Annotated in this window: 16 protein-coding genes; 5 read left to right on the top strand and 11 right to left on the bottom strand. The window is 67.1% G+C overall.

The window, feature by feature from the left end; genetic code table 11:
* Window positions 1–10: 10 nt before the first annotated feature.
* The 6 genes from ACFC0O_RS28575 to ACFC0O_RS28550 are packed head-to-tail and all read right to left on the bottom strand — an operon-like array spanning window position 11 to window position 13,002.
* Window positions 11–4,504: an AMP-binding protein gene (locus ACFC0O_RS28575; RefSeq protein WP_375962982.1), complete on the bottom strand. Its 4,494-nt coding sequence runs from the start codon at window positions 4,502–4,504 to the stop codon at window positions 11–13.
* Window positions 4,501–6,273: a condensation domain-containing protein gene (locus ACFC0O_RS28570; RefSeq protein ID WP_375962980.1), complete on the bottom strand. Its 1,773-nt coding sequence runs from the start codon at window positions 6,271–6,273 to the stop codon at window positions 4,501–4,503. Before ACFC0O_RS28570 ends, ACFC0O_RS28575 begins: the two co-directional genes overlap by 4 nt.
* A 30-nt stretch (window positions 6,274–6,303) precedes the next feature.
* Window positions 6,304–7,269: an ABC transporter substrate-binding protein gene (locus ACFC0O_RS28565; RefSeq protein ID WP_375962978.1), complete on the bottom strand. Its 966-nt coding sequence runs from the start codon at window positions 7,267–7,269 to the stop codon at window positions 6,304–6,306.
* Window positions 7,266–10,706, bottom strand: coding sequence for an amino acid adenylation domain-containing protein (locus ACFC0O_RS28560; protein WP_375962976.1), 3,441 nt, complete (start codon window positions 10,704–10,706; stop codon window positions 7,266–7,268). Before ACFC0O_RS28560 ends, ACFC0O_RS28565 begins: the two co-directional genes overlap by 4 nt.
* Before the next feature lie 11 nt (window positions 10,707–10,717).
* Window positions 10,718–11,659, bottom strand: coding sequence for a methionyl-tRNA formyltransferase (locus ACFC0O_RS28555; RefSeq protein WP_364641077.1), 942 nt, complete (start codon window positions 11,657–11,659; stop codon window positions 10,718–10,720).
* 41 nt (window positions 11,660–11,700) lie between these two features.
* Complete coding sequence (locus ACFC0O_RS28550) at window positions 11,701–13,002, bottom strand: SidA/IucD/PvdA family monooxygenase (protein WP_375962973.1); 1,302 nt, start codon at window positions 13,000–13,002, stop codon at window positions 11,701–11,703.
* A gap of 151 nt (window positions 13,003–13,153) precedes the next feature.
* On the opposite strand from ACFC0O_RS28550, the gene ACFC0O_RS28545 reads away from it, so the two are divergent.
* On the top strand, window positions 13,154–13,627 hold the full coding sequence (locus tag ACFC0O_RS28545; RefSeq protein ID WP_375962971.1) for a hypothetical protein: 474 nt from the start codon (window positions 13,154–13,156) through the stop codon (window positions 13,625–13,627).
* An 86-nt stretch (window positions 13,628–13,713) separates the two neighbouring features.
* On the opposite strand, the gene ACFC0O_RS28540 is transcribed toward ACFC0O_RS28545, so the two are convergent.
* Window positions 13,714–15,444, bottom strand: a complete 1,731-nt coding sequence (locus ACFC0O_RS28540; protein WP_375962968.1) for an ABC transporter ATP-binding protein — start codon at window positions 15,442–15,444, stop codon at window positions 13,714–13,716.
* Entirely contained in the window at window positions 15,441–17,270 is a 1,830-nt protein-coding gene (locus ACFC0O_RS28535; RefSeq protein ID WP_375962966.1) for an ABC transporter ATP-binding protein, read from the bottom strand. The genes ACFC0O_RS28540 and ACFC0O_RS28535 overlap by 4 nt, the downstream gene beginning before the upstream one ends.
* Before the next feature lie 136 nt (window positions 17,271–17,406).
* Here ACFC0O_RS28535 and ACFC0O_RS28530 point away from each other — a divergent pair, with 136 nt between their 5' ends.
* The 4 genes from ACFC0O_RS28530 (at window position 17,407) to tnpB (ending at window position 21,071) form a co-directional block, all read left to right on the top strand.
* Window positions 17,407–17,835: a TIGR03667 family PPOX class F420-dependent oxidoreductase gene (locus ACFC0O_RS28530; protein ID WP_375962964.1), complete on the top strand. Its 429-nt coding sequence runs from the start codon at window positions 17,407–17,409 to the stop codon at window positions 17,833–17,835.
* A 75-nt stretch (window positions 17,836–17,910) separates the two neighbouring features.
* Window positions 17,911–18,867, top strand: a complete 957-nt coding sequence (locus tag ACFC0O_RS28525; RefSeq protein WP_375962962.1) for an RluA family pseudouridine synthase — start codon at window positions 17,911–17,913, stop codon at window positions 18,865–18,867.
* Between the two features lie 46 nt (window positions 18,868–18,913).
* On the top strand, window positions 18,914–19,678 hold the full coding sequence (locus tag ACFC0O_RS28520; RefSeq protein ID WP_375962959.1) for a CPBP family intramembrane glutamic endopeptidase: 765 nt from the start codon (window positions 18,914–18,916) through the stop codon (window positions 19,676–19,678).
* 82 nt (window positions 19,679–19,760) lie between these two features.
* Window positions 19,761–21,071 (top strand): IS607 family element RNA-guided endonuclease TnpB, encoded by a 1,311-nt coding sequence (tnpB, locus tag ACFC0O_RS28515; protein WP_375962956.1) that lies wholly within the window; start codon window positions 19,761–19,763, stop codon window positions 21,069–21,071.
* Between the two features lie 350 nt (window positions 21,072–21,421).
* On the opposite strand, the gene ACFC0O_RS28510 is transcribed toward tnpB, so the two are convergent.
* The 3 genes from ACFC0O_RS28510 to ACFC0O_RS28500 form a co-directional block, all read right to left on the bottom strand.
* Window positions 21,422–21,832 carry a hypothetical protein gene (locus ACFC0O_RS28510; protein WP_364641103.1) on the bottom strand — a complete coding sequence of 137 codons (411 nt, stop codon included), beginning with the start codon at window positions 21,830–21,832 and terminating at the stop codon, window positions 21,422–21,424.
* A gap of 191 nt (window positions 21,833–22,023) precedes the next feature.
* Window positions 22,024–24,177 carry an MMPL family transporter gene (locus ACFC0O_RS28505; RefSeq protein ID WP_375962954.1) on the bottom strand — a complete coding sequence of 718 codons (2,154 nt, stop codon included), beginning with the start codon at window positions 24,175–24,177 and terminating at the stop codon, window positions 22,024–22,026.
* Between the two features lie 35 nt (window positions 24,178–24,212).
* Window positions 24,213–24,740 carry an EXLDI protein gene (locus tag ACFC0O_RS28500; RefSeq protein ID WP_364641108.1) on the bottom strand — a complete coding sequence of 176 codons (528 nt, stop codon included), beginning with the start codon at window positions 24,738–24,740 and terminating at the stop codon, window positions 24,213–24,215.
* Window positions 24,741–24,987: the final 247 nt, after the last annotated feature.

The following is a 24,987-nucleotide window of genomic DNA, read 5'->3' as shown; positions in this document are numbered from 1 at the left end:
GGCTGCGCTCTCACTCCCGGACGAAACCCGACAGCACTTCGGCCCAGCGCTCGGCGCGCGCGTCGACCGCCAGGCCGTCGAGCACGGCGGTGTTCACATCGAATTGCGCGACCAGGGACGGGCGGCCGTCCCGGGGCACCACGGCGGTGGTGATGTCCACGCTGAAACGCAGCGGCAGATCCGGATGCGCGGCCACGCCGAATTCGCCGGTGAACTCCGCCAGCGGCGCGGGCGACCAAGGGCCGGTGCCGAATTGGAGTACGTCGAAACGGCCCAGGTGGTTGATGCGCAATTGGCCGCGCGCGGCGAAGGTGCGATCGGACAGGTCCGGGACGGGTGCGCCCGGGGTCCAGTCCGCGGCTGCGACCGGGACCAGGACGGTCTCCTCGACGGTGAACCAGCCGACGCGGCGGGAATCGTCATCGTCCGGGCGGCCGTGGGATTCGCGGGTGACCGCGATGCGGCCGCCCGCGTCCGCGATATCCGGGAAGGTGCCGGCGCAGGCCAGGATCAGGGCGTCTTCCAGTGGAACGCCCGCCGTGGTGCACTCCGCCAGTAGCTGTTCGGTGCGGTCCGCGCCCAACTCCACCACTCGCTGGGTGACCTTGCCCGCGCGATCGCGCGCCGGATCGGTGAGTTGACCCGCCAGCGGCGTGCCGAGGATATCGATACCGGAAGTCACCGTCGCGGAATCGGTTTCGCCGTAGGGCTCCTCGTTCAACGGCAGATCGCCCTGTTCGAGGCGGCGCAGGTCATCCACCAGGATCAGCCAGGAGACCACGTCCACGGCCAGATGATGGATGGACAGCAGTAGGCGGCGTTGCGGACCGGCCAGGATGGTGGCGGCCAGCATGCGGCCCGCTTCCGGATCGAGGCGAGCCACCGTCTCGGTGAGATACGTTGCGGGCGTAGCGGTTCCGTCGGCTTCGGTAAGCCACGCCGAGGTGGGGGCGAGTTCCTCGACCAGCAGGGCGGGGCCCGTCGCGGTGGTGATGAGGCGGGAACGCAAGGTCGGGTGCGCGGTGGCCAGCGCGGACAGGCGTTCGGCGACGGCCGCCGCGGTCGCATCGTCGGGCAGCGAAATCACTTGGGACTGCGCCAGATAGCGGTAGTCGCCGTTGGTGATGATCTCGTTCGCCAATGACGTCAGCGGGAGCACGGTACCGGCGGGCGTGACCTCCGCGGCCGTGCGATCCTCCCCCGCCGCCGTGAGTTCGTCCAGGCGCGCCGCGAGCTCGCGGAGATCACCGGCTGCCATCACATCCCGGGCAGCGACGCGGAAACCCGCACCGCGCAAACGGGATACGAGATCGATGACGCCGATGCTGTCGATACCGAGATCGACCAGGCTGTCGGTAATACCCGGGCCGGTGCCCGCCGCGCCCAGCGCGGAGACCACGCCGAGCAGGGTGCGCTCGGTATCGGTGCCGGGCTCGCTGCCGCCGGATCCGGCCACCTGTGCGGTGAGCAGGGCCGTCGCGGCGTGCACATCCAATTTGTCGTTGCTGTTCAACGGGATCTCGGGCACCGCGACGATGCGCGTGGGCACCAGGAAGCGGGGCAGGCGCTGTGCCAGGCCCGCGCGCAGCTGCGGCACCGGCACCGCGCTCACCACGAGTGCGCCGAGCCGGGTGCGGCCGGTATCGGTGTACGCCAGCACCGCCGCGTTCTCGACGCCGTCGAGTTCGCGCAGCACCACCGCGGCCTCATCGGGCTCCACCCGATAGCCGTTGATCTTGACCTGCTTATCGGCGCGGCCCTCGTAGATGACGGTGCCGTCGTCGGCGCGGCGCACCAGATCGCCGGTGCGATAACGCTTTCCGTTCGGGCCCGCCACGAAGGCGGCGAACGTGGTCGCGGGGCGATCCAGGTAGCCGAGCGCCAGCTGAGGGCCGGACAGATACAGCTCGCCCAGACCACCCGGCGGCACCGGGCGCAGCCGGTGATCGAGCACCTCGGCGGTCATCCGGTCGAAGGTGCGGCCGATGGTCGGCGAAATATGGTCGTGCACATCGGCCATCAGCGCTTCGACGGTCGCCTCGGTCGGACCGTAGAAATTGATGACCCGGGTATCGGGCAAGCCCTGCAACCGCTTCCAGGTGTCCGGGTTGATCGCCTCACCGCCGAGCGCGAGCACCGCCAGCGGGCAGTGCTCCACACCGTCCCGTTCGGTGAACAACCCGAAAGCGATGAGCCGCGGCAACATCGACGGCGAGGTGTCGAAAATATCGATCCCGTGCCGCGCGATGGCGGCGGCGATCTGCTCGGCGTCGGTGCGCGCCTGCTCCCCCAGCATCACCACGGTATGCCCGCTCAACAGCGCGACCGTCGGCTGCCACGCGGCATCGAACCCCGTCGACCAGCCGTGCCCGATGCGCAGTTGCCTGCCGAGCCGTTCGGCGGCGGGCGCGAAGATCCGCCGCTCATGATTGGCCCAGTGGCTCAGCAGCGCACCGTGCGGCACCACAACACCCTTCGGGCGACCGGTGGTGCCCGAGGTGAAGATGACATAGAACGGCACGGCCGAGTTCGCGACGGACAGCTCGCCGCGCGTGGCCTCGACCGGTGCGGTCGAATCGTTCAGCGCCGCACCGAGAAGACGCAGTTCACCGGTGCCGGTGGTGACGCCGTGCACGAAATCCACATCCTGCGCGCGGACCTGCACCAGCACATCCACCAGCGCCTCGTCACCGAGCACCAGGCGAGCGCCGGAAGTCTCCAGCAGATAGGCGAGCCGGTCGGCCGGAGTGCCCGGGTCGACATGAACGCAGATACCGCCCGCATGCGCAATGGCGAAGGGCGCGTGCAGAACTCGGCGATCGCGCGGCAGCACCACGGCCACCGAATCACCGGGGCGCACACCGCTCGCCTGTAGCGCGGCCGCGAGAGTCCGCACCGCCGAACCGAATTCAGCGAACGAGTGCTCGCCGTCGGCATCGATCACGGCGACCGCATCGGCGGAGCGGTCAGCGGCGGCGAGGAGCACATCGGAGACGAGCGCATGAGGCGAGATGGCCTCGAACGCGTCCCCATCTGCCGTTCCGGCGTGCTCCTGGCCCGAATCCACCGAATCCTGTTGGAGTACTTCCGGTGTGGATCCCGGCCAAAAGCGCGCCGGGATGACGGGGGAAGGATCCGCCGCGAGGTCGGGGGAAGTGTTTGCCTCGAGATTGGGGGAAGGCTGCGCTGCGGGATTGGAGGCGAGGGCGGCGGGTTCGTCGTCGAGGAGGAGGCTTACATCGGCGGCGGAATCGGCGTCGACCAGGCGCGCCACCACCGCGAGCATGCGGTGGGCGAGGCGGTCGGGGTGGAAGCGGGTGATCAGGTCGGGGCGGATTTCTACGCGAGTGATGAGTTCGCCGTTCTCGACGACCGGGACCACCGCGATTGGGTAGTGGCTGGGGGAATCTACTCGGCGGGGCTTCAAGCGAGCGCCGTGGCCCATGGGCATGTCGGCGGTTACCGCGCCCAGGGGGGTGTTCTCGAAGACCAGGAGGGTGTCGAAGAGTTGGCTGCCGCCGGTGTGGCGGGTGATTTCGGCGATGCCGAGGTATTCGTGGGCGCGGAGTTGCGCGACCTCACGTTGCAGGGCTACGCCGATGTCGGCGGGAGCGCGATCGTCGAGGCGGACTCGGACCGGGATGGTGGTGACGAGTGCGCCTACCAGGCGTTCGGCATTGGGGAGGGAGGCGTCGCGGCCGGAGGTGGTTTGGCCGAAGACCACGTCGTCGCGGCCGGTGAGGCCGGAAAGCACTCTGGCCCAGGCCATTTGCAGGACCGTGTTGAGGGTCAGGCCCCGGCTGCGCGCCCAGGCGGTGACGCGTTCGGTGTCGTCGCGGGTGAAGCGGGCTTCGCCGAGCACCGGGATATCGGCGGGGGCCGGGGCCGCGAGCATGGACATCGGGGCCAGGCCGTGCAGGGCGCGCTGCCACACCTCGATGGAGGCGGCGGTATCGCGGCTCGCCAGCCAGGCGGCGTGCTCGCGCAGCGGCGGGGCGGGCGGCAGGCTCGCGCCCGCACCGCTGTGCAGCGCGATGAGGTCCGCGAACAGCAGAGGGATGGACCAGCCGTCGATGATGATGTGGTGTGCGGTGCAGACCAATTCGTAGTCGTGCTCACCCACCCGCGCGGCGACCACGCGGAACAGCGGCCCGGCATCGAGGTCGATGCGGCGGCGGCCCTCATCCCAATACAGCTGGTGCGCAGCGGCTTCCGGATCGGCGGCGGAGCGCAGATCCAACTCACGCCAGCCGATGCGCCCGGCATCGGTGGTGACAAGTACCGGATGCGGCAGGCCGTCGGTCAGCACCGCGCCGCCCAGATGCGGGTAGCGGTCCAGCAATTGATCGAAAGCCGCACGCAGCGTTGACAGTTCGGCCAGGCCCTCGACCCGCACCGCGAAGGTGACCAGGTACGGATCGACCGCGCCCGAGGCGACGCTGACCGAATACAGGCCGCGCTGTAGCGGGGACAGCGCGACTACATCGAGAATCTGCACGGTCACCGGGCAGCGAGCTTTCCGGCGAGCGCGCTCAGGGCGGCGGCGTCGAGACCGGAGGCGGCCATCGGCGCGACTTCGGCCACCGGCTCGGGCTGCGCGGAGGCGCTTTCGGCGGTGAGGTTCTCGGCCATCTCGTACACGGCCGGGAACTCGAACACCTTCTGCACGTCGAGAATATGACCCTGCTCGGTCAGTACGGTGACGAAGCGCAGCGCGGCCACACTGTCACCGCCGAGCGCGAAGAAATTGTCCTCGCGGCCGACCTCGTCCTCGTCATCGAGGTCGAGGATCTCGCGCAGCGCGTCGGCGATGGCCCGCTCGGCATCGTTCTGCGGCGGACCACCCAGGCCGGAGATGGCCAGCGGGTCCAGATCGAGGGAATCGTCATCCGCCACGAACCAGGCGCTCGGCGGCACCTCCCCCGCATCCGTCGCGGTATCGGGTGCAGCCGACCAGGATTCGGCGGTGCGCGCCAGCAGGCGAGCGAACTCACCGGCCGAGTGGCGGCGGGACAATTCCTCGGCCAAATCGACGGTCACGGTCCAACCGGACGCGGTCTCGATCGCGTCCACGATCAAATCCACACCGTGCGGACGAGCCACCGCGCGAGCGATCTCACGAGCGACACCGTCACCGGTGGCGACCTCGAACACGCCCGCGCGCACCCCGGCCAGCACCTGGAACAGTCCACCCTGCGCCGCCGCACCCGGACCACGCAGCTGATGCGTCAGCCGCTCGATCCGAGTACCGGCATGCGCGTACGCCTCGACCAGCAGCCGCGAGGCCGCGCCGACCAGTTCGCGCGGCGCGCCGCCGCGCGGCGAATCCACCGGCAGCACTAGATAGTTGGCGAAATTGCCGAGCACATCCGCGCTGCCATCCGACCGCGCCGCCGACGCGATGCCGACGGGAATGCCGGTGCTCGCCCCGAGTTCACGCAGCGCCGCACCGATGAGCGCGGTCAACAGGGCAAGCGATGCCGCGCCCGGCTCACCACCGAGCGCCGCGACAGCTCCGGCACCGGTGACAGGCGCGTCCACGGCTGCAGGCTCGACACCGGCAACGGGTGCGGCGGTGGCCGATGCGGTGGACAGGTCCGGGGTCAGCGCGGCGACCGTGGCTGCCGGAATCTCCACCACGGCACGAGCGCTGCGGGGCAGGGCAGGGCGCTTGCCGGTCAGCAGGAGCTGTTCGGGGAGATTGGCGAGGCGTTCGGTCCAGAAGGTGAGTGAATCGTCCTTGGCGGTCAGGGCTTTCACCTGATCGGCGGTGAATTCGCGGTACTGGGCGGCGGCCGGGATCGGGCCGGACGCGAGCAGCTGCTGCGCCAGCAGGTCCAGGGTGCGGTCGTCCGCGGCGACCGGGTGCGCGGTGAGGGAGAGGACGGCGCGGTCGGGGAGGCGGTAGAGCCGGATGCGGACGGGGAATTCGGTTGCCAGGTTGAAGGCGTGACCGGCGTCGGTCAGCAGTGCGGGAGTCAGTGCGGCGTCGCCGATTTCGATGATGTCGGCGGCACCGGAGGGGGTGGACTCCACCCGCTGGTACGGGACCCGGCGGTCATCCGGGTAGACCGTGCGCAGGATCTCGTGCGCGGCAAGAACTTCGGCCGTGCGCGCCGCCACGCCGTCCGCGAGGGCGGCCGGAATCTCCAGTGCCAGGAACACATTCGCGGCGGTGATGCGGGCCAGTCGCTCCGGCAGCAGGGCGGCCTGCTGCGCCGGGGACAGCGGTACGCCGCGATCGGAACGGGCGGCGGGGGTTTCGAGCGTCATGGGGTGAAGTCCTTCCTGGCGACCGGCGGTCTAGCTACCGGAGATATTCGCGAACGCGGGCTCCAGTTTTTCGAGCACGTACGGCACCGACAGCGCGGTCGGCTGATTGATGGCATTGATGGCGACCACGTCGACGAAGGCGATACCGCCGCGCTTGACCGCGGGCAGATCGTTGTAGCCGGGCAGATCCTTGAACTTGGCTTCCAGGCTCGGCATCGCGCCGCAGACGAGCAGGTCCGAGGTGAGATCGCTCAGGCGTTCCGGGGACAGCGCCAGGCGGCCGCCGGACGGGGCCTCGCGAACGATGTTCTCCGGCATGGTCATACCCAGGCGAGTGAAGAGTTCGGCGGAACCGTCCTTCGGATCGGCCAGCACCATCAGCTGCGCGGGACCGGTCAGCATGCAGGTCAGGAAGGTCTTACCCTTCACGCCAGGATGCTTCACGCCGACCGCGTCGATCTTGCCGTCCACATCGGCGATGACCTTGGCGGCCTCGGTCTCCTTGCGCAGCACCTTGCCCAGCGTGGTCACCTGGTCCTGCCAGGAGTCGATCTGCGCGCTGGATAGCGAATCGATGGTCGGGGCGAGCTTGGACAGCTTGTCGTACATGGTGCGATCGGCCATGAAGGCCGGGGCCAGAATCAGATCCGGCTCCAGCGCGGCGATCTGCTCCACGTAATCACCGGTGGCCTCGATGCGCTTGGCCGAATCCGGGATCGCGGGCTCCCACGGCACCTTGGTGGTCGCGGTCAGCCCGGGCACCAGATAGCCGACCGGGGTCACCCCGAGTGCGAGCGCGGCATCGAACCACTGCGGGCCGAGGGTGACCACGCGCTTGGGGGTGCCGTCGATCTTGGTCTCGCCCATCACGTGCTTGACCGTCACCGAGCCCGCGCCGGAATCGCCGTCATCGGATCCGCAGGCGGCCACACCGGCCACCAAACCCAGTGCCAGCAGACCTATTCCGGCGCGACGCCACAGTCCTCGGGTGTTCACTCGTGTTGCTCCTTGTCTCGGGCGGTCGCCTCCAGCACCGCGGCCAAACCGTGTACCGCCGGGGTGTCGAACACCGCGCGCACATCGATCTCGAATCCGAACTCGGCGCGAATCCGCGCCACCAGCTGATTGGCCAGCAGCGAATGACCGCCGAGTTCGAAGAATGAGTCGTCCGCGCCGATGCGATCGGTGCCGAACAGCTGACCGAACAGCGCGGCCAGCCGAATCTCGGCCGCCGTCACCGGATCCCGGTACGGGCGGGCGGTCAGGCAGACCGGTTCTGGCAGGGCGCGGTGATCCAGTTTGCCGTGCTGGGTCAGCGGGATGGCGTCGATGAGCGCGTACGCGGTGGGCACCATGTACTCCGGCAGCGTCTTCGCCGCGTGCGCGCGCACCGAATCCAGTTCCAGCGCAGTTGATTCCGGAACCACGTAGGCGGCCAGCATGGGGCCGGTGACGGCATTGCCGACCACCGTGACCACGCAATCGCGGATCTCGGGATGGGTGGTGAGCGCGGCCTGCACCTCACCGGGTTCGATGCGGTAGCCGCGCACCTTCACCTGGTCATCGGCGCGGCCGGCGAATTCGATCGCGCCCGCGAGATTGCGGCGGGCCAGATCACCGGTGCGGTACAGGCGCGCGCCCGGGGTGAACGGGTCGGCGATGAAACGCTCCGCCGTGGCCGGGGTGCGGTTCAGGTAGCCGCGCGCCAATTGCGGTCCACCCAAATAGATTTCACCGATCACGCCCGGCGGCACCAGGCGCAGTTGGTCATCGAGCAGGTAGAGATCGACATTGCGGTTCGGATGGCCGATGGGCACGATGCGATTGCCCTGCGGGCCCTCCACCGGCATATGCGTGGCACTGACCACGGCCTCGGTCGGGCCGTAGTGATTGCGCAGTTCGGCATCGAGGGATTTGGTGAGGCGGTCCGCGATCTCGCCGGGCAGCGCCTCACCGCCGACGGGCACGAAACGCAGTGTGCGCCAATCGCTCACCTGTGGCAGGGACAGGAAGGTGCGCAGCAGCGATGGCACCATGTGCAGCACTGTCACGCCGTGGCGGGTCACCAGATCCGCGATATACGCCAGATCGGAGAAACCGCCGGGGCGCGGAATGATCAGCCGCGCACCGAGGGTCAGCGTGACGAACACGTCCAGCAGTGAGGCGTCGAAGCTCACCGACGATGATTGCAGCAGTCGATCGTCCGCGGTCATCCCCCACTGCGCTCGGAAGCCGATCAGATGATCGGCGATCGCGGCGTGCGCGACCGGAACACCCTTGGGACGGCCGGTGGAACCGGAGGTGTAGATGACGTAGGCCAGATTGCCCGGCCGCAGCGGCCGCAGTCGATCGGCGTCGCTCGGATCATGCTCGGCCGCATCGGAAGCCACCGATTCGGCAGCCTCCAACTCGACCTTGCCCAGCACCAGGCGCGGGCGGGCGTCGTCGATCAGATAGTCGATGCGCTCATCCGGATAGGCCGGATCGATCGGCAGATACGCCGCCCCGGACTTGAGCACCGCCAGCACCGCCACCACGAACTCCACCGAGTTCGACAGTCGCAGCGCCACCAGGTCCTCGGAGCCCAGGCCCTGACCGATCAACCAGTGCGCCAGGCGGTTCGCGCGGCGATTCAGCTCGCCATAGGTGATTTCCACGTCGGGCATGGCGCGGCGATCGGTCCGATCGCCGCCCGCACCACCGAACTCGGGAGCGGAACCACCGAGGGCACCTGCGGGCTCATCACCGGGAGCTACCAGCGCGATCGCCCCGGGGGCGGTCAGCACGCGCTCCTCGAACAGCGCCACCATGGTGGTCGGTTCCGCGGGAACCCGCTCCCCGCGCGAAAGCTCCAGCAGCCGAACCTGTTCGGCCGCACCGAGCAGTGCGAGCTCACCGGTGCGACGCTCCGGCGCGGTGGTGCCCTCGGCCAGCAGCCGAACGTAGTGCGACAGCAGCTGTTCGATCAGGTCACCCGAGAACCGGTCCGCCGGATACTCGGCCTCCAAATACGCGCCCAATTCATCACGAACCACGGTGAGCCGCAGCGGAACTCGCGGAGACGGGCTACCGATGTCCAAGCGTGCCGAAGTGACATCCGTCAATGCAGGACCGGCGGCTACCCGGCGCACGCCGAATCCCAGCCGAACCAGCTGATCGAGTCCGTCCCGATTCCCGCTGCGCTCGGGATTGACCGCCGCCACCACCTGATCGATCCCGATCGCGCGATGCTCATGCGCCCGATCCCAGGAATCCCGCACGGCGGCAGCGAATTCCGCGAACGTGCGCCGATCATCGATCGCGGCGCGCAACAGCACGGTGTTACCGAAGTAGCCGATGGGCGCACCCGGCAACTCCGGCAGCGATTCCCCAGCACGCGTGGTGACCGGCACCGACACCAGGAAATCGGGCGCGGCGGTATAGCGATGCACCAGCAGCTCGAACGCGGCGAGCAACACCGGCTCCGCCGACGTCCCCAGCTCCCGCGCGAATTCATCCACACCCGAAAGCAATTCGCCGGGCACCTCACGCACAACACGCACAGCGGCGGCAGCCTGCTGCGCCACCGGCGCGGTCCGGGCAGGCAGATCCAGGGGCTCGGGCAGCGGAGTCAGCTCCGCGCGCCAGAAGTCGATCCCGGCGGGGACGGCGCTCGCTCCCGACAGAGCCGACGCAGTGTTCTCCCCATGCACAACAGATGCAGCGCCATGCACAGCAGGTACAGCGCCCGCTTCCGGAATGTCCGGGGCAGAACCCTCCCCCGTCATCCCGGCATGTTTTTGGCCGGGATCCATCGCGGGAGACGGTTGTACTGAGGCGTGTGGATCCCGGCCAAAAGCGCGCCGGGATGACGAAGGGTCGGCGACGGGGTCGGGGTCTGCGACGGCCAGGTCTGTGTACTGGAGTGCGGGGCCTGCGGGGAGGGCGCCGTTGTAGGCGGCGGATAGGTCGCGGGAGAAGATGGTCCAGGATTCGTCGTCCCAGCAGAGGGCGTGGGCTACCAGGACGAAGGCGAATTCGGCTGCGCCGGTGCGGATCAGGGCGAAGCGGATGGGGGCGGCCTCGGCCGGGGTGAAGGGTTCGGCGAGGACGCGGCGGATCAGGACTTCGGCGCGGCGGGTGCGGCTGAGGGGGGAGAGCGCGGAGAGGTCTTCGTCCTGCCAGGTCGGATCGGCCTCGGCCAGGGCGGCCTGGAAGGGCTCGCCGTCGGGGCCGACGCCGTAGACCGTGCGCAGGATGTCGTGTCGTGCCAGCACTTCACCGACGGCGGCGCGCAGCAGCGCGGGGTCCAGATCTCCGGTCAGGCGGTAGGTGATGCCGACATTGAGGTCGGTGTTCCCCGGTTCGCGCTGCTGCAGGAACCAGGCGCGCCGCTGGCCCGGGGACAGGGGGCGGCGGATATCCGCCGCGGTCCCGTCGGCGACGGTCGACATGACACCGGACCTCATTCGGGCGAATCGGTGAGATAGCCACCGCGCGCGAAGAATTCACTGCCGTCGCGCTCGACGCCGTCGGCGGTGCGCACCTTGGTGATCACCACGGCGTGATTGCCGCCGCGCTGCGGATTCGGGCCGCACACCACCGCGCCGCCGCCCTCCTGCACGATGACCCGGCCCTGGGTGCCGCCGTAGCGGGCCTCGGAGATATGCGCGGCCAGGATCTCCACGCGCTCACCGCGGTAGTGCGAGAACGCGCGCGGGTACGGCTCGGACAGCGCGCGCACGAAACGCTCCAGATCGACCGCGTCCCAGGAGAAGTCGATGCGGCTGTCGCGATCCGAACGCTTGTGGAAATAGGTGCGCTCGGCCTTGTTCTGCGGCTTCCATTCGGCGGTGCCGCTGGTGAGCGCGGCGAGCGCCTCGTGCACCGCGCCCGGGATCAATTCCATTCCGGCCAGCACCAATTCGGTGCCGGTCGCGCCCTCGGGAATGGCCAGGCGGTGCTGGACCAGGATGTCGCCGGTGTCCAGCTGCTCGTCCATGCGGTGCACGGTGAGCCCGAATTCCTCACTGCCGCTGATCAGCGCCCACAGCACCGGCGAGAAGCCGGTGAACTTGGGCAGCAGCGAATCATGCAGGTTCAGCGTGCCGTACGGCGGCAGCTTGTACAGCTCCGGAGGCATCCAGGTGTACCAGCTGTTCACCACGATCACATCGGGTTCGGCGCGCTTGACCAGATCGATGGTCTCTTCGTCGGCGCGCTCGGTGAGGTGCACCGGGATGCCGTGCTCGCGGGCCAGCTCCTCGACCGAATCGTTCCAGATCGCCTTGTAGGACGACTCACTGGCGGGGTGGGTGACCGAGAGCACCACCTCGTGTTCCGAATCGATCAGGGCCGCAAGGGTTTTGCGGCCCCACGTCTGGAAGCCGAACGACACGATACGCATTGAACCGAACCTCATCTCCTCTAAAGTAAGGCTAGCCTAGCCTATCGACCGACCCGTGCGGGTGTGACCCTCGCGCCAACGGCCCGACCGGCAACTTCCTGGCCATCGACCGCCGGACGCAGTACGCGATCCGAAAGTTCGCCGAGGCAGCTGAGATTCGGGAAGCCCGGACCCTGCGTCAGCGCGGACATATTCGGCAGGTAGAGCTTGGCCTCGAGGTTCGCCACGGCCAGGTCGTAACCCATCGCCGCCTCGATGCGGGGCTGGGTCAGCGGACCGCCGACCGCCAGCTCCAGCAGATCCGTGGCATCACCATCGAACAGGTCCAGGAACCACAGCGGCTGACCGCCGGTCGCGTCCACCACCAGATCGAAGACATGCTGCTCATCCGGGCGCGGGGCATTGCGCAGCGTCAGCGTGACACCCTCACCGCTGTCCCGCACCCGCGTGACGCGGCCCTGCAGGTGATGAACCCGGTTGTCGCCCAACAGGCTTTCCTGCACGCGCACCGAGAACACCCCGCGATCGGTGCGGCGAATCACATCGCGGCGCTGCTCCAGACTCAACCCGGCCCACTTGCCCGGATCGCTGTACAGCGCGTTCTCGAAATAGCTCTCACCGCGGGTGTAGAGCGTGGCCATCGGCGAGATCACCGAGACCGTCAGCATTTCGTGGCAGACCAGCTCATCCAGCGCCGAACCCGCGGTCTCACCGCCGCCGATCACCGCCACCCGCGAGGACACCGGCAGTGCGCGCCGCCCGGCCAGCTCCCAGAAGTCCGAGATGCTCAGCACTTTCGGATGATCGGCCAGGGCGCGCGAACTGCGGCCGGGACCGGTGATCATCAGCTCATCGGCGTCCAACTGGGTGACCACGCCGTCGGCGTCGGTGACCGATACCAGCCAGCCATCCGCCGCCGGGGCGATGGAATGCACGCGCCCCTGCACCAATTCGAGGTCGATGCGATGCCCGACCCACTGCAGGTACTTGGCCCACACGTGATGCTGCGGACTGGGCCGCCCGCGATCGATCCATTCGGCGTACCCGCCCTGATCCACCAGGAACGCGGTCCAGCTGAAATCGTGCATGGCCTCGTTGATCTCGCGATTGCGGCCGCGCGCCCAGGTGGTGTGGTACGGGAAGCCCACATCCTTCTCGGGGCTGGTACCGAGCCGGTGCCGGCCGTCGGTCCAGCCACCGCTGGGCAGCCAGTTCCCGCCCACCGCGTGCGGCTCGACCACCACGACACGCGGGGCGGGCAGGCCGAGTTTGCGCAGCACATGCGATTTCGTGGCCACCGCAAGGGCTTTGGGCCCCGCACCTACAACCAGCAGAGTCTTCACCGGGTTCACACTCACTTCCTCTCGCGAACGACTGGCGATCGCGTCACAGCAACCGGGTCCCCTCCCATGTTTGCATAGGCTTACCTTATATTGCTTGGGTACCGTCTGGGCACCGCCCGCGGCTCACCGAAGTGAACGATTGGATGAATACATGATCAGCACCACCCGAAAGAAGCTGGGAGCAGCGGTTTTCGCGGCCGCCGCCGTTATCGCCGGGTTCAACGTGGCGACTGTCGCACCGGCTCAGGCCGCCCCCATCGTCTCCCCGGTTCGCACCGCGCAGCCGGGCCTGGGCGACCTGAACTCCAAGCTGCGACTGGCCCTGAACCCGGGCGCGGACCGCTCGGCGCGCGCCAACGAGCTCGAGGCCGGCGCGGCCGGTCTGCCGCTGCTCGATCAGGTCGGCAGCGTCATCAACACCGTCCCGAGCCTGCGCTGGACCGTGGCCGGTCCGGTCGGCCAGAACGGTGACACCGTCACCGCCAACCTCCAGGTCACCGTCGACGGCTACGGCACCTTCCCGAACATCGAAATGGCGTGGCGCGAGATCGACGGCACCTGGAAGCTCACCCGCGAGTCGGAGTGCTCCGTGGCGTACTACGCCGGACAGTCCTGCAACCTGTAATCGGTTACACGGCAGGTGAAAACCCCGGGCATTCTCTGGAATGCCCGGGGTTTTCCCATCTCCCGACCCGGCAGTCGTGAGATGCGTTAGACCGGAACCGCTTCCAGACGCCAGCCGGTCGCCCGGGTGCGCTCATTCCAGAAGGCGGCATAGCGGCCGTCCAGGGCCAGCAGTTCGGCGTGCGTACCGCGCTCGACAATGCGGCCCGCCTCCATGAACAGGATCTGATCCGCGTGCGCGATGGTGGCAAGGCGATGCGCCACCACGATGACCGTGCGGTCCCGGGTGAGCTCGTGCACGCCGCGCACCACCACGGCCTCGCTCTGCGGATCCAGCGCGCTGGTGGCCTCGTCGAGCAGCACGACCGGTGCATCCTTCAACAGTGCGCGGGCGATCGAAACACGCTGGCGCTCACCGCCGGACAGGGATGCGCCGCCCTCACCGACCGGACTGTCCCAGCCCGCGGGCAGGCGTTCGGCGATCTCGTCAACGCGCGCCGCACGCGCGGCCTCGCGCACCTGATCATCGGTGGCGTCCGGGCGTCCGGCCCGAATGTTCTCCAGCACCGAACGATTGAACAGATACACGTTCTGGAACACCAGGGAGATGCGGCTCAGCAGCGACGGCTGATCGCGAACATCATTGCCGCTCACCAGGACCCGGCCCGAATCCACATCGTGGAAACGCGCGGCCAGGCGCAGCACCGTCGACTTGCCCGCACCGCTGGGGCCGACGATCGCGGTGGTGGTGCCGGGCTCGACGGTGAACGACACCTCCGAGAGCACCTGCGCACCGGTGCGGTAGCCGAAGCTCACATTGTCGAACACCACGCTCGGCGCACCCGGCTCCGGATCGGAATCCGCCTGCGGCAATGCGGGTTCGGCCAGCAGCGTGGTCACCCGCTCGGCCGCCGACGCCGCCGAACGCAGGGCGGTGCCCAGCTGTGCGGCCTGATTCAGCGGTTCGATGAAACGGGCGCTCACCGCGATCAACGCGATGGCGGCCGCGGCGGAGATACTGCCGCCGGTCACCTGGCCCACGACCAGGTACACCAGCACCAGGAACACCGCCTGTACGCACAGCGCGAACACGATCAGACCCGGCACACTCGCGAACAGCAGTCCCGACGCGGCCTTGCGCTGGCGCGCCAGCGCCGCGTTCAACGCCTTGTTGCCCGCACCCACCGCGCCGAAGGAACGCAGCACCGGCTGCGCCTGCGCGAATTCCAGCACCCGCGCGTTCGCCTCCGACGACGCCTCGTGCAACTGCTCATCCGAGGCGGTGTACGAGCGATTCGCCCACAGATTCACCAGATACAGCACCGGCGCGGCCAGCAGCATGGCCAGCGAGATCCGCCAATCCACGAACAGCATGCCGATCGCCACACCCAGCGGCACGATCACACCGGTCAGCATTTTCGCCAGCAGATACGCGATCAGGCCCTGCACCTCGCGCACGTTCTCCACCACCAGGCGGGACAGCGCACCAGCGTGCTGGGTCTCGAACCAGCCCAGCGGCAACGAATTCAGGTGATCGCCCAGCTTGGTCTGCAAACCCTGCTGCATGCCGACGCCGATGCGCAGGCCGAGCACCGCCTGGACGAAACCGAAGCCGATCACACCGGCGACCGCGACGGCCAGGCCGATGGTCCAGCGCCAGGCGCTACCGGTATTTCCGTCGAACAGCGCCTCGAGCACCGGCACCAGCAGCACGTACGCGGCGGCCTGGGACAGCGCCTGCGCGGTGATGGCGGCCAGCAATCTCGGTGTCAGCGAGGCGAACTCGCGCGGCACCAATGCGAAGACATTGCGAATCATCGTGTTCCCTCCAGCACCACGTCCAGCGCCGCCTCGTTGATCTCCCACAGCCGCTGATAGAGGCCGTTCGCCGCGCGCAGACTCTCGTGATCGCCCTGCTCGACCAGAACGCCGTTCTCCAGCACCAGGATTCGATTCACACCCGTGATTGTGTGCAGACGATGCGCGATCACCAGCACGGTGCGGCCCGCCACCAGGGCGGCCAGCGCGTCCTGCACCGCCGCCTCCGATTCCGGATCGGCGAAGGCGGTGGCCTCGTCCAGCACCAGCACCGGGGTGTCCGCGAGCAGTGCGCGGGCGATCGAAAGGCGTTGCGCCTCACCGCCCGACAGCGTGGCGTCGACGCCGATCTCGGAGTCGTAGCCGCGCGGCAGCGTGCTGATCCGATCGTGGATCTGCGCGGCGCGGGCCGCGCGCTCCAGCGCCGCGTCATCGGCGTCCGGGCGGGCCAGCAGCAGATTGTCACGGACGCTGCCGCGGATCAGGCGCACATCCTGGAAGACGAAACCGACGGTGCGATACAGCTCTTCGGTGGTGAACTCGCGAATATCGCGGCCGCCGATGGTGATTCGGCCTTCTTGCACGTCGTAGAAGCGCGGTAGCAGTTTGGCCAGCGTGGACTTGCCCGAACCGCTCGGGCCGACCAGCGCGGTCAGCGTGCCCGGCGCGAGCTCCAGATCGATACCGCGCAGCACCTGATGGTCGTCGCGGTAACCGAAACTCACGCCCTCGAAACGCACCAGCCCGGCGGGGGCCTCGATCTGCTCGCCGGAAGCATCCGCGCCGGAAGCCAATTCGGGGGTCTGCATCAATTCGTGCAGGCGCAGCGCCGCGTCACCCGCGGTGCGCAATGCCTGCGCGCCATAGCCCAGGCCCATGAGCGAACTGCCCAGACCGAGCCCGATCATCAAGAACGGCAGCACATCCAGCGGCTCCACCCAGCCCGCGCCCACCCCGGTCAGACCCGCCAGCACCACCAGCAGCATGACGAACACCGGTGAGACCACCGCGTCCGAGAGCGACTGCACCGAGACGATCGGCATCTTCAACTTGCGCAGGCTGTCGGTCTGATGATCGACCGCGTCCTGGAATACGCTGTGCGCCTTACCCGTCCGGCCGAACGCCCGCACCACCTGGATACCGTCCACGAATTCGACGGTCGCCTCCCGGGTGCGCTGTTCGGCGGCGTTGTAGACCAGCATGCGCTCGCGGCCGGGCTCATCGAGCATCTTCTTCATGCACAGCGCGTAGAGCACCAGCGGCAGCAGCAGCACCAGGGTGAGCCGGATGTCCACGGTGGCAAGGTAGATCAGCGTCACCAGCGGAATGGTCACCGAGCCGATGAAGTCCAGGCGGGCGTGCGCGACCAGATAGTGCAGCGCCTCCACATCGTCCTGGAGGTACTTCTTCACCTCGGCCGAGGTGCGATCGCCGAACCAGCCCAGCGGAACCCGGGTCAGCTTGTCCGCCAGCAGGCGGCGCAGGCTCAACTGATATCCGGCGTCCACCAGATGCGACCAGGTCAGCGCCACCGCCTGCAATACCGCCCGCGCCACCAGCACCAGCACCGCGATCAGCAGCAGCCGCCACACCCGATCGGTGTCGACCTGCGTGCGCAGCAGTTCGCGGCAGGCCTCGACGATCAGCAGGAACGGGACCACCGCGCAGACCGAGGCCACCGCCACGATCAGACTCGCCAGCGAGAGCGTGCCCGCGACCGGGGCCAGAATCTCCTTGCGTGCCTGCGCTTCCCGCTGTTTGCGTGCCTTGGCCTCGGTTTTCTCCAGTGCCCGCGCCGCCTTGTCCGGCGCGACCTCCACCGTCATCAGTTGCCCCTCACCCTTTGTTCGGTTGGCCCGATCCTCACACAAGAACCATCAGAAAGATAGGGTAGGCTAACTTTGCCGAGTGAATTACAGGTGCCTCCGGAATCGACCGGCGCACCCGCGCGTTGTCGCGAACATGACAACCTCTGTCGTAGACACCAGCACCGATCGTGGCACCCACGTAGCCGAACGCCTGCGGCGCGACACCGTCATCTGGCTGACCACCGTCGGGCCCACCGGCACCCCGCAACCCAATCCCGTCTGGTTCCAGTGGGACGGCAGCGAAATCCTGCTCTTCAGCGAGCCGGGGCAGGCCAAGATCCGCAATATCGAACGCAATCCGCGCGTGGCACTGCACCTCAACAGCACCGCCGACGGCGGGGACGTCGTCATTCTCACCGGCACCGCGCGCATCGACGACCGGCGGCCCGATGCGGACGAAATCGCCTCGTACACAGAGAAATACACCGCGGGACTGGTCGATATCGGTATGACCGCCGAAGCCTTTTACGACAAGTACAACGCCGTCGTGCGCATCACCCCGGACCGGCTGCGCGGCTTCTGATCCGGACGTGACGCCGTCCACACCCGCTGACCTGCGGCGGCGGGTGGCATCGGCGCGCCCGATAGGGTTCACCCGGTGAGACGCAGGCAGCAGCCGCCGCTACCCAAGCGGCACGGGTTGGACCCGGCGCGGCTGCGGCTGCCCGAGGACGGTGACTGGGCCACCATTCGCGATCATCTCGTCGAACGGCTCCCCCGCGTCGATCCGGCGCGCATCGACGCGCTGCTGCGCGAAGGCGGGATCGTCGATCTGGACGGGCCCATCGCGCCCGACGCCGCGTACGTGCCCGGCGGGGCGGTGTGGTTCCACCGCGATCTGCCCGATGAGACCGAGGTGCCGTTCCAGATCGGCATCGTGCATCGCGACGAGAACATCCTCGTCATCGACAAACCGCACTTCCTGTCGACCATTCCGCGCGGACAGCACATCCTGCAGACCGCGCTGGTGCGACTGCGGCGCGAACTCGAACTACCCGATCTGGTGCCCGCGCATCGACTCGACCGGGTCACCGCCGGACTCATCCTCTTCATCGTGAATCCGGCTGTGCGCGGGGCGTATCAGACCATGTTCCACAAACGGACCGTGCACAAGGAATACGAGGCCATCGCGCGCTTCGATCCCGAGCTCGAACTACCGCGGACGGTCATCAGCCGGATCATCAAGGAACGGCAGGTGCTGCGGGCATTCGAGGAGCCGGGCGAACCCAATGCCGAAACCCATATCGAACTGCTCGAACAGCGCGACGGGCTGGGGCGATACCGGCTGCGACCCAAGACCGGGCGCACGCATCAACTACGGCTGCACATGAACTCGCTCGGCATTCCGATCCTGGGTGACGACTTCTATCCCGAACTCACCGACAAACCGGTCGAAGACTTCACCCGGCCACTGCAATTGCTCGCCGCTGCGCTCGAATTCACGGACCCGATTTCCCGGCAGCCGCGCCGCTTCGAAACCGCCCGCACGCTGCAGGCTTGGCATGACCCCGAAGGCTGGGCAGCGGGCCCCGCGCCCGGCGGTGATCAGCTTTAACAACTTTTCGAGTGCATTCTAAGAATCCGTACGTACACTGGCCGGGATGTCTCAGAACGATAACGGTGCGATCGCCGTGCTCTCCCCGGCACCCGCGCCCCTCCGCCACCGCCTGCACGCCTACATAGACGTGGCAGTCGTCGTAGCCGTTCTGATCTGCACGAATCTGATAGCCCACTTCACCAACGCCCTGGCCAGCATTATCACGGTCCCGATTGCCGCGATTGTGCTGCTGGCGATGGTCCGCCGCCGCGGCCTGGGCTGGTCCGAACTGGGCCTGTCCCCGCGCCAATGGCGCAGCGGCACACTGTGGGCGGTCGCCGCCGTCGGCGTGGTCCTGCTCGCCGTGGCCATCGGAGCCCTGCTCCCGATTACCCGCCCGTTCTTCCTGGCGGACCGCTACGCCACCATCTCCGGCGCACTCATCGCATCGATGATCGTGATCCCACTGCAAACGGCCATCCCCGAAGAGCTGGCCTTCCGCGGCGTGCTGCACGGCACCCTCGACCGCGCCTACGGCGCACGCGGCGTATTCGCCGCGGGCTCAATGCTTTTCGGCCTCTGGCACGTGGCCTCATCCCTCGGCCTCACCAACGGCAACAAGGGCCTGTCCAGCTTCCTAGGCAACGGCATCCCCGGCCAGATAATCGGCATCGCCCTGGCCGTCCTCGCCACCGCCGCCGCCGGAGCCGTCTTCACCTGGCTCCGCCGCCGCAGCGGCAGCCTCCTGGCCCCCATAGCCCTGCACTGGTCCGTCAACGGCGCAGGCGCCTTGGCCGCCGCCCTCGTCTGGCATACGACACTCCGCTGACTCGCGGGACAAACCCGACAACATCAGCAGCTTTCTTTCGACACTATCGAACGTATGTTTGAATTCTCCCGCTGGTTTTCTGATGACACAGACGACTGCGGGGGTACGAATGGCTCGATTCACAGTCCCGGACGGCTGCAGGATGCAGGCCTATCGATTCGCCTTGGATCCGACTCCGAGACAAATACGAGCGCTTGAATCGCACTGCGGGGCGGCACGCTTCGCCTTCAATCACATGCTCGAGTTCGTGATCGCCGTCCGGGATCAACGTGCGGCCGAACGCTCCTATGACATCCCGGAGGATGAGCTGACACCCGCGCAAGGCTGGTCGCTGCCCGCCCTGCGCAAAGTATGGAACCAGCGCAAGGAAGTACATGCGCCCTGGTGGCGCGAGAACAGCAAAGAGGCTTACAACAGTGGGATCGACGCGCTGTCCCGAGCCCTGGAGTCCTGGTGGAAGTCGAAGTGTGGCAGCCGAGCCGGGGCCGCGATCGGTTTCCCCAACTACAAATCCAAGCACCGCTCACCACAATCGGTGCGGTTCACCACCGGCACCATTCGAGTGGAAGGCGATCGTCACCACATCACCCTCCCCATGCTCGGCCGGATTCACACATACGAGTCAACCCGAAAGCTTGTCCACCATCTCGACAGTGGAACAGCGCGAGTCCTGTCAGCCACAGTGCAGTTCGAAGGTGGCCGCTGGCTCTGCTCGCTGCACACCATCGTCGAAGTTCAAGAGCAGCCCACGACAACCCGGCGCAATGGGCATCCGGTCGTTGGCGTTGATCTGGGGATCAAGAATCTTCTGGTAGCGGCCACACCCGATGGAACCGAGGTGTTACGTGTCGCAGCACCGAAACCTTTGAACGCAGCGCTGCGCAGGCTGCACACCCTGCAACGACGAGCCGCTCGCCGACGTGGGCGATGGGATCCGGTCAACAAGTCGTCATGCCGACCATCGCGAAGATGGACTCGGAACCACAGACAACTGACGAAGGCCCATGCGCGAGTGCGGAATATCCGTCGGCACGAGCTGCATCGAGCGACTTCCACGTTGACCTCCAAGCACGATGTGATCGTGATCGAAGATTTGAATGTCGCTGGGATGTTCAGAAATCGAAAAGCCTGCTTGAAGGGTTTCAATCGCAGTGTCGGCGATGCCGCGCTCGGCGCGTTGCGAACACAGTTGAGCTACAAGGCGGAGCGACATCACATCACGCTGCGGATCGCCGACCGGTGGTTCCCATCCACTCAAATTTGCTCCGGATGCGGCGCGAGAACCAAGCTGCCGCTCAAAGAACGTGAATATCGCTGCGGGATATGCGGTCTGGTGATTGATCGAGACCTGAACGCGGCCGTCAACCTCGCGCGCCTCGGTGACGCCGCGTAGAACGCGGCGAGAAATGAGGACCGGTACCGGGAGTAGCCCGGCCGCCAGTAACAGGGCTGGAGATGGGCGCGGAGCCATCCGGAAGACCACCTCGCCGACCCGGCGAAAGGCAGGGGCGATGAAGCGCCTACCCCGCATAACCATTTCAGCGTGGTAGCTAAGACGGGGACTGCCACGGCGTAAGCAGTGGCTGCGTGAAACATGCTTTACAGCAGCATGTTTCACGCAACGGAACAGAGGAATGCGCCCCACACAACAGAAGGGGTGGGTCGGCCAACTTTGGGAACAGAGGATTTTCAGTTGGCCGACCCGGGACGGTTCGGTGTGGTCGGGCCAGCACCGAACCGGGATCAGGAGCCCAGGAAGCCCAGGGGGCCGGCGCCGCAGGTGGCGCTGCCGGTGAGGGTGGGCTGCAGGACGTTGACCTTGAGTTCCCAGACCGAGCCCTGGAGGGTGGAGAGGGTGTGGGTGCCCGCGCCCTTGGGGGTCCACTGGATGGTGGCCTTGCCATTGCTGGGGTTGATCGGGCTGCCGCCGATGACCAGGCCGTTGTCGTAGAACCAGACCTGGATCCAGTGGTCGTAGGTCGCGGTGACCTCGTAGGTGCAGGCCGCGTAGACATTGCGGGCGTTCACCGAGAGGCCGGTGGGGACGGCCGACGCGTAGGGGGCGGTCAGGGCCGCGGAACAGGCCACCGCGGCCAGTGCGGTGACGCCGAACCCGGCCCGCTGGGCGATGCGCTTGTTCACGGTCTTGGACATGTGGAAACTCCTCGGGTGCAGGCCGCATCGAGTGCGGTCCGGCGAACCATATCGGTTGTCCAGTTCGGGCGGTGGCGCTTTCCGGAAAAAACTGAAACGTGTTTCTGTCAGATGGGTATCGGCGCTGGACAGCGAGCCGGGCCCGCCTCCCGAAGGAGACGAGCCCGGCTGTGCTGAAGCCTGATTCGCGGCTAGCGCTTGGCGGAATCCGGTACCGGCTCCGCCCACTGGCGATTGTCGAACTCCGCCTGCGGATCGGCGTCACCACCGTGACCCGGCCACCAGGCCGCCTTGCCGATCAGCGCGGTCACCGACGGGGTGAAGAACATCGCCATCACGAACGCCGCGATGAAGATTCCGATCGAGATCGCATAGCCGAGCTGAATCAGCATGCTGTTGCCCGCCAACATCATCGACGCGAACGAACCCGCCAGAATCGCACCCGCCGCGACGATCGTCGGACCGGTATGCCGGATCGCCAGTGCTGCGGCGGTGTGCGGATCATTGCCCTCCCGCGCCTCCTCCCGCAGGCGAGCAACCATCAGGATGTTGTAATCGGTCCCCAGCGCGACCACGAACAGGTACATGATCAGCGGCAGGTTGAAGATCAAGCCCGACTCGCCGTCCAGATGCTGGAAGACCAGCACCGCCGCACCCAGCGTGGCGGCGAACCCGAGGAACACCGACGCCATCAGATACCAGGGCGCGACCACACTGCGCAGCAGCAACGCCAGCACCAGCATGATGAGCACCGCCGCGACCGGGAACACCACCTTGTAATCACGGTTCATCGCGTGCTGGAAGTCCACGAAAATCGAGCTGATGCCACCGACCACCGCGGTGCTGCCGGGCGGAGCCGCAGAGTGCGCGGTCTCGCGCAGCGGGCCTCGCACCGTATCCAGGGCCGCGTCCGAATCCGGCGCAGAATTCAACGTCACCTGGAATTCGGCGATCTGCTTGTTCTCCGACAGCTTCGGTTGCGACACCTGCCCCACACCGGGCACATGCGTCAGCGTCTCGCGGTAGCCGATCAACTGATCGGCGTCCAGCACCCCGTCCGAGCGCAGATACACCTGCGACGGCTGCGTGGTGCCCGCGGGCATGCCCTTGAGCAGAACCTTGCTGTAGACCGTCGATTCCGAGGAACCCGAAGTCGCCGACGAACTCATATCGAAAGTCGGATGGAAACCCAACGCCACCACGCCCAGCGCGACCAGCACCCCGCCGGAAACAAGCGCGTGCAGCCCCGGACGCCTACCCAGTGCCGCACCGACCACCGCGAACCTGGCGCCTTCCGGCTCCTTCATCCAGTTCTTCGACGGCCAGAACACCCTGGTGCCCAACAGCGAAACGATCGCCGGAACCAGCGTGAGCCCCGCCAGCAGCGCCACCGCCACCGCGATCACCAGTGCCGGACCGAGCGCCCGGAACATACCGAGCGTCGAAAGCATAAGCGCGCCAAAGGCAATGATCACCGCAGCGGCCGCCGAGGTAATCGCCTCACCGACCCGCGCGACCGAACTGATCATCGCGGTCTTGGGATCCTCACCCGCCCGCAGCCGCTCCCGATAGCGGAACATCAGGAACAGGATGTAGTCGGTGCCGACACCGAACAACACGATGATCAGCAGCGTCTCCGTGGAACTGTCGACCTTGAGGTCGAAAGCCTTGCTCACCATGGCAATCAGGCCGTTGACCGCGAACGAGATAGCGAAGATCACGATGATCGGCAGCACCGCGATGACCGGGCTGCGGAAGACCACCAGCAACAACACCACGATCAGCACAATGGTGGCGAGGAAGATGAGCTTCATCGCCGTCTTACCGGACTCCTGCTGATCCAGGGTCTGCGCAACCTGACCGGTGATGCCCGCCTTCAGATCCGACTGCGGCATCGCCTCCTTCAGCGCCGAACGCAGGTCCTTCACGGCCTCGGTCTGCGGTTTCGCCTCCGGGGTGGTGACCTTGGTCATCTGCACCGCGACGATATCGATGAGCCCGTTCTCCGACGGGGGCGTCGCCGCGATCGCGGTGACTTCCTTGATCTTTCGCGCGGCGAGGTTATCCGCGACGGCCTGCACAGCGGTGGTGTCGGCCGTAGTCAACGGCGCGCCGTCGGCGCGCTCGAAGACGATGAGCGCGGCCGGGGTCGTGCTGCCGGGAAACGCCTGCTGCTGCAACCGCGCCGCTTGGATCGACTCGTAATGCGAAGGGAGGAAATCGGATTGGTCGGTGCTGGCGGTCAGCGTGGGAGCGCTGAACATGACACCGACAATGGCAACCAGCCATACACCGATGACCAGCCACGGCTGATGAACGACGAAGCGTCCCAGTCGGGAGAACATGCGGGAGAAGTCCTTTCGGGGTTCGGCCGCGTTATTCAGATATCGAGGTCTTGCGAGGCGGGGTTCGCCACTACATCCGAGGCGATACGAAACGCCTTGGCGGGAATGCGATCACGCAGCTCCTCGAGCGACTCCACGATGTCCAGGGTGAAGTCGCCATAGCCATCCTCACCCAGGCCGAGCATCTCGCGCCAGTTCTTAAATTCCTTGGCCCAGTTGGTGAGTGGGGTGAAGTCGGACTGATCCGAGTTGCGCCGGGCGACGACGAAATCGTCCTTGGCGTTGCGGTACGCCTGCTTGGTGGCCTGCTGGAAGTCCGCCCACTCGATGTAGTGGCGGTGCACCACGAACTTGCCCTTGCGGCTCTGATAGACCTTCACCACCTCGGTGCCGGCCTTGGTGACCTGCTGCGATTCCGCCAGCAGGCGGCCGACGAAGCTCTGCGTGCGCCCGCCGCCGGGGCCGACGCGCAGTTCGATGCGGCTCATGCCCTCGGGGAAGTTCTGGGCGATGAGCGCGGTCTGCGATTCGTCGCCGGCGGGTTTCTGCATATCGATGTCCATGACATACTCCAGATTTCAGGTGCGACAATGCGCATATAGGCATGAATCTACAAGCCGCTGTCACGGAATGAGATGCACTGTGCCGCAATGACTTCGGTCGCCGAGCGAGCTCGGCAGACGGCCGCTTCGGCGTCTGAAATCACTATAAGTAGACGTATACGTATAGCGCAACCCTGAATTGACCCTGATATATCTCCAGGGTCTCCCCGAGAACGAGAACGGCCCGCCTCCCGGACGGGAGACGGGC

The sequence above is a fragment of the Nocardia sp. NPDC056100 genome, assembly GCF_042266325.1.
GTDB lineage: Bacteria > Actinomycetota > Actinomycetes > Mycobacteriales > Mycobacteriaceae > Nocardia.
The sequence above is the reverse complement of the archived record's forward strand: the minus strand, read 5'-3'. Positions and strand labels throughout refer to the sequence as shown.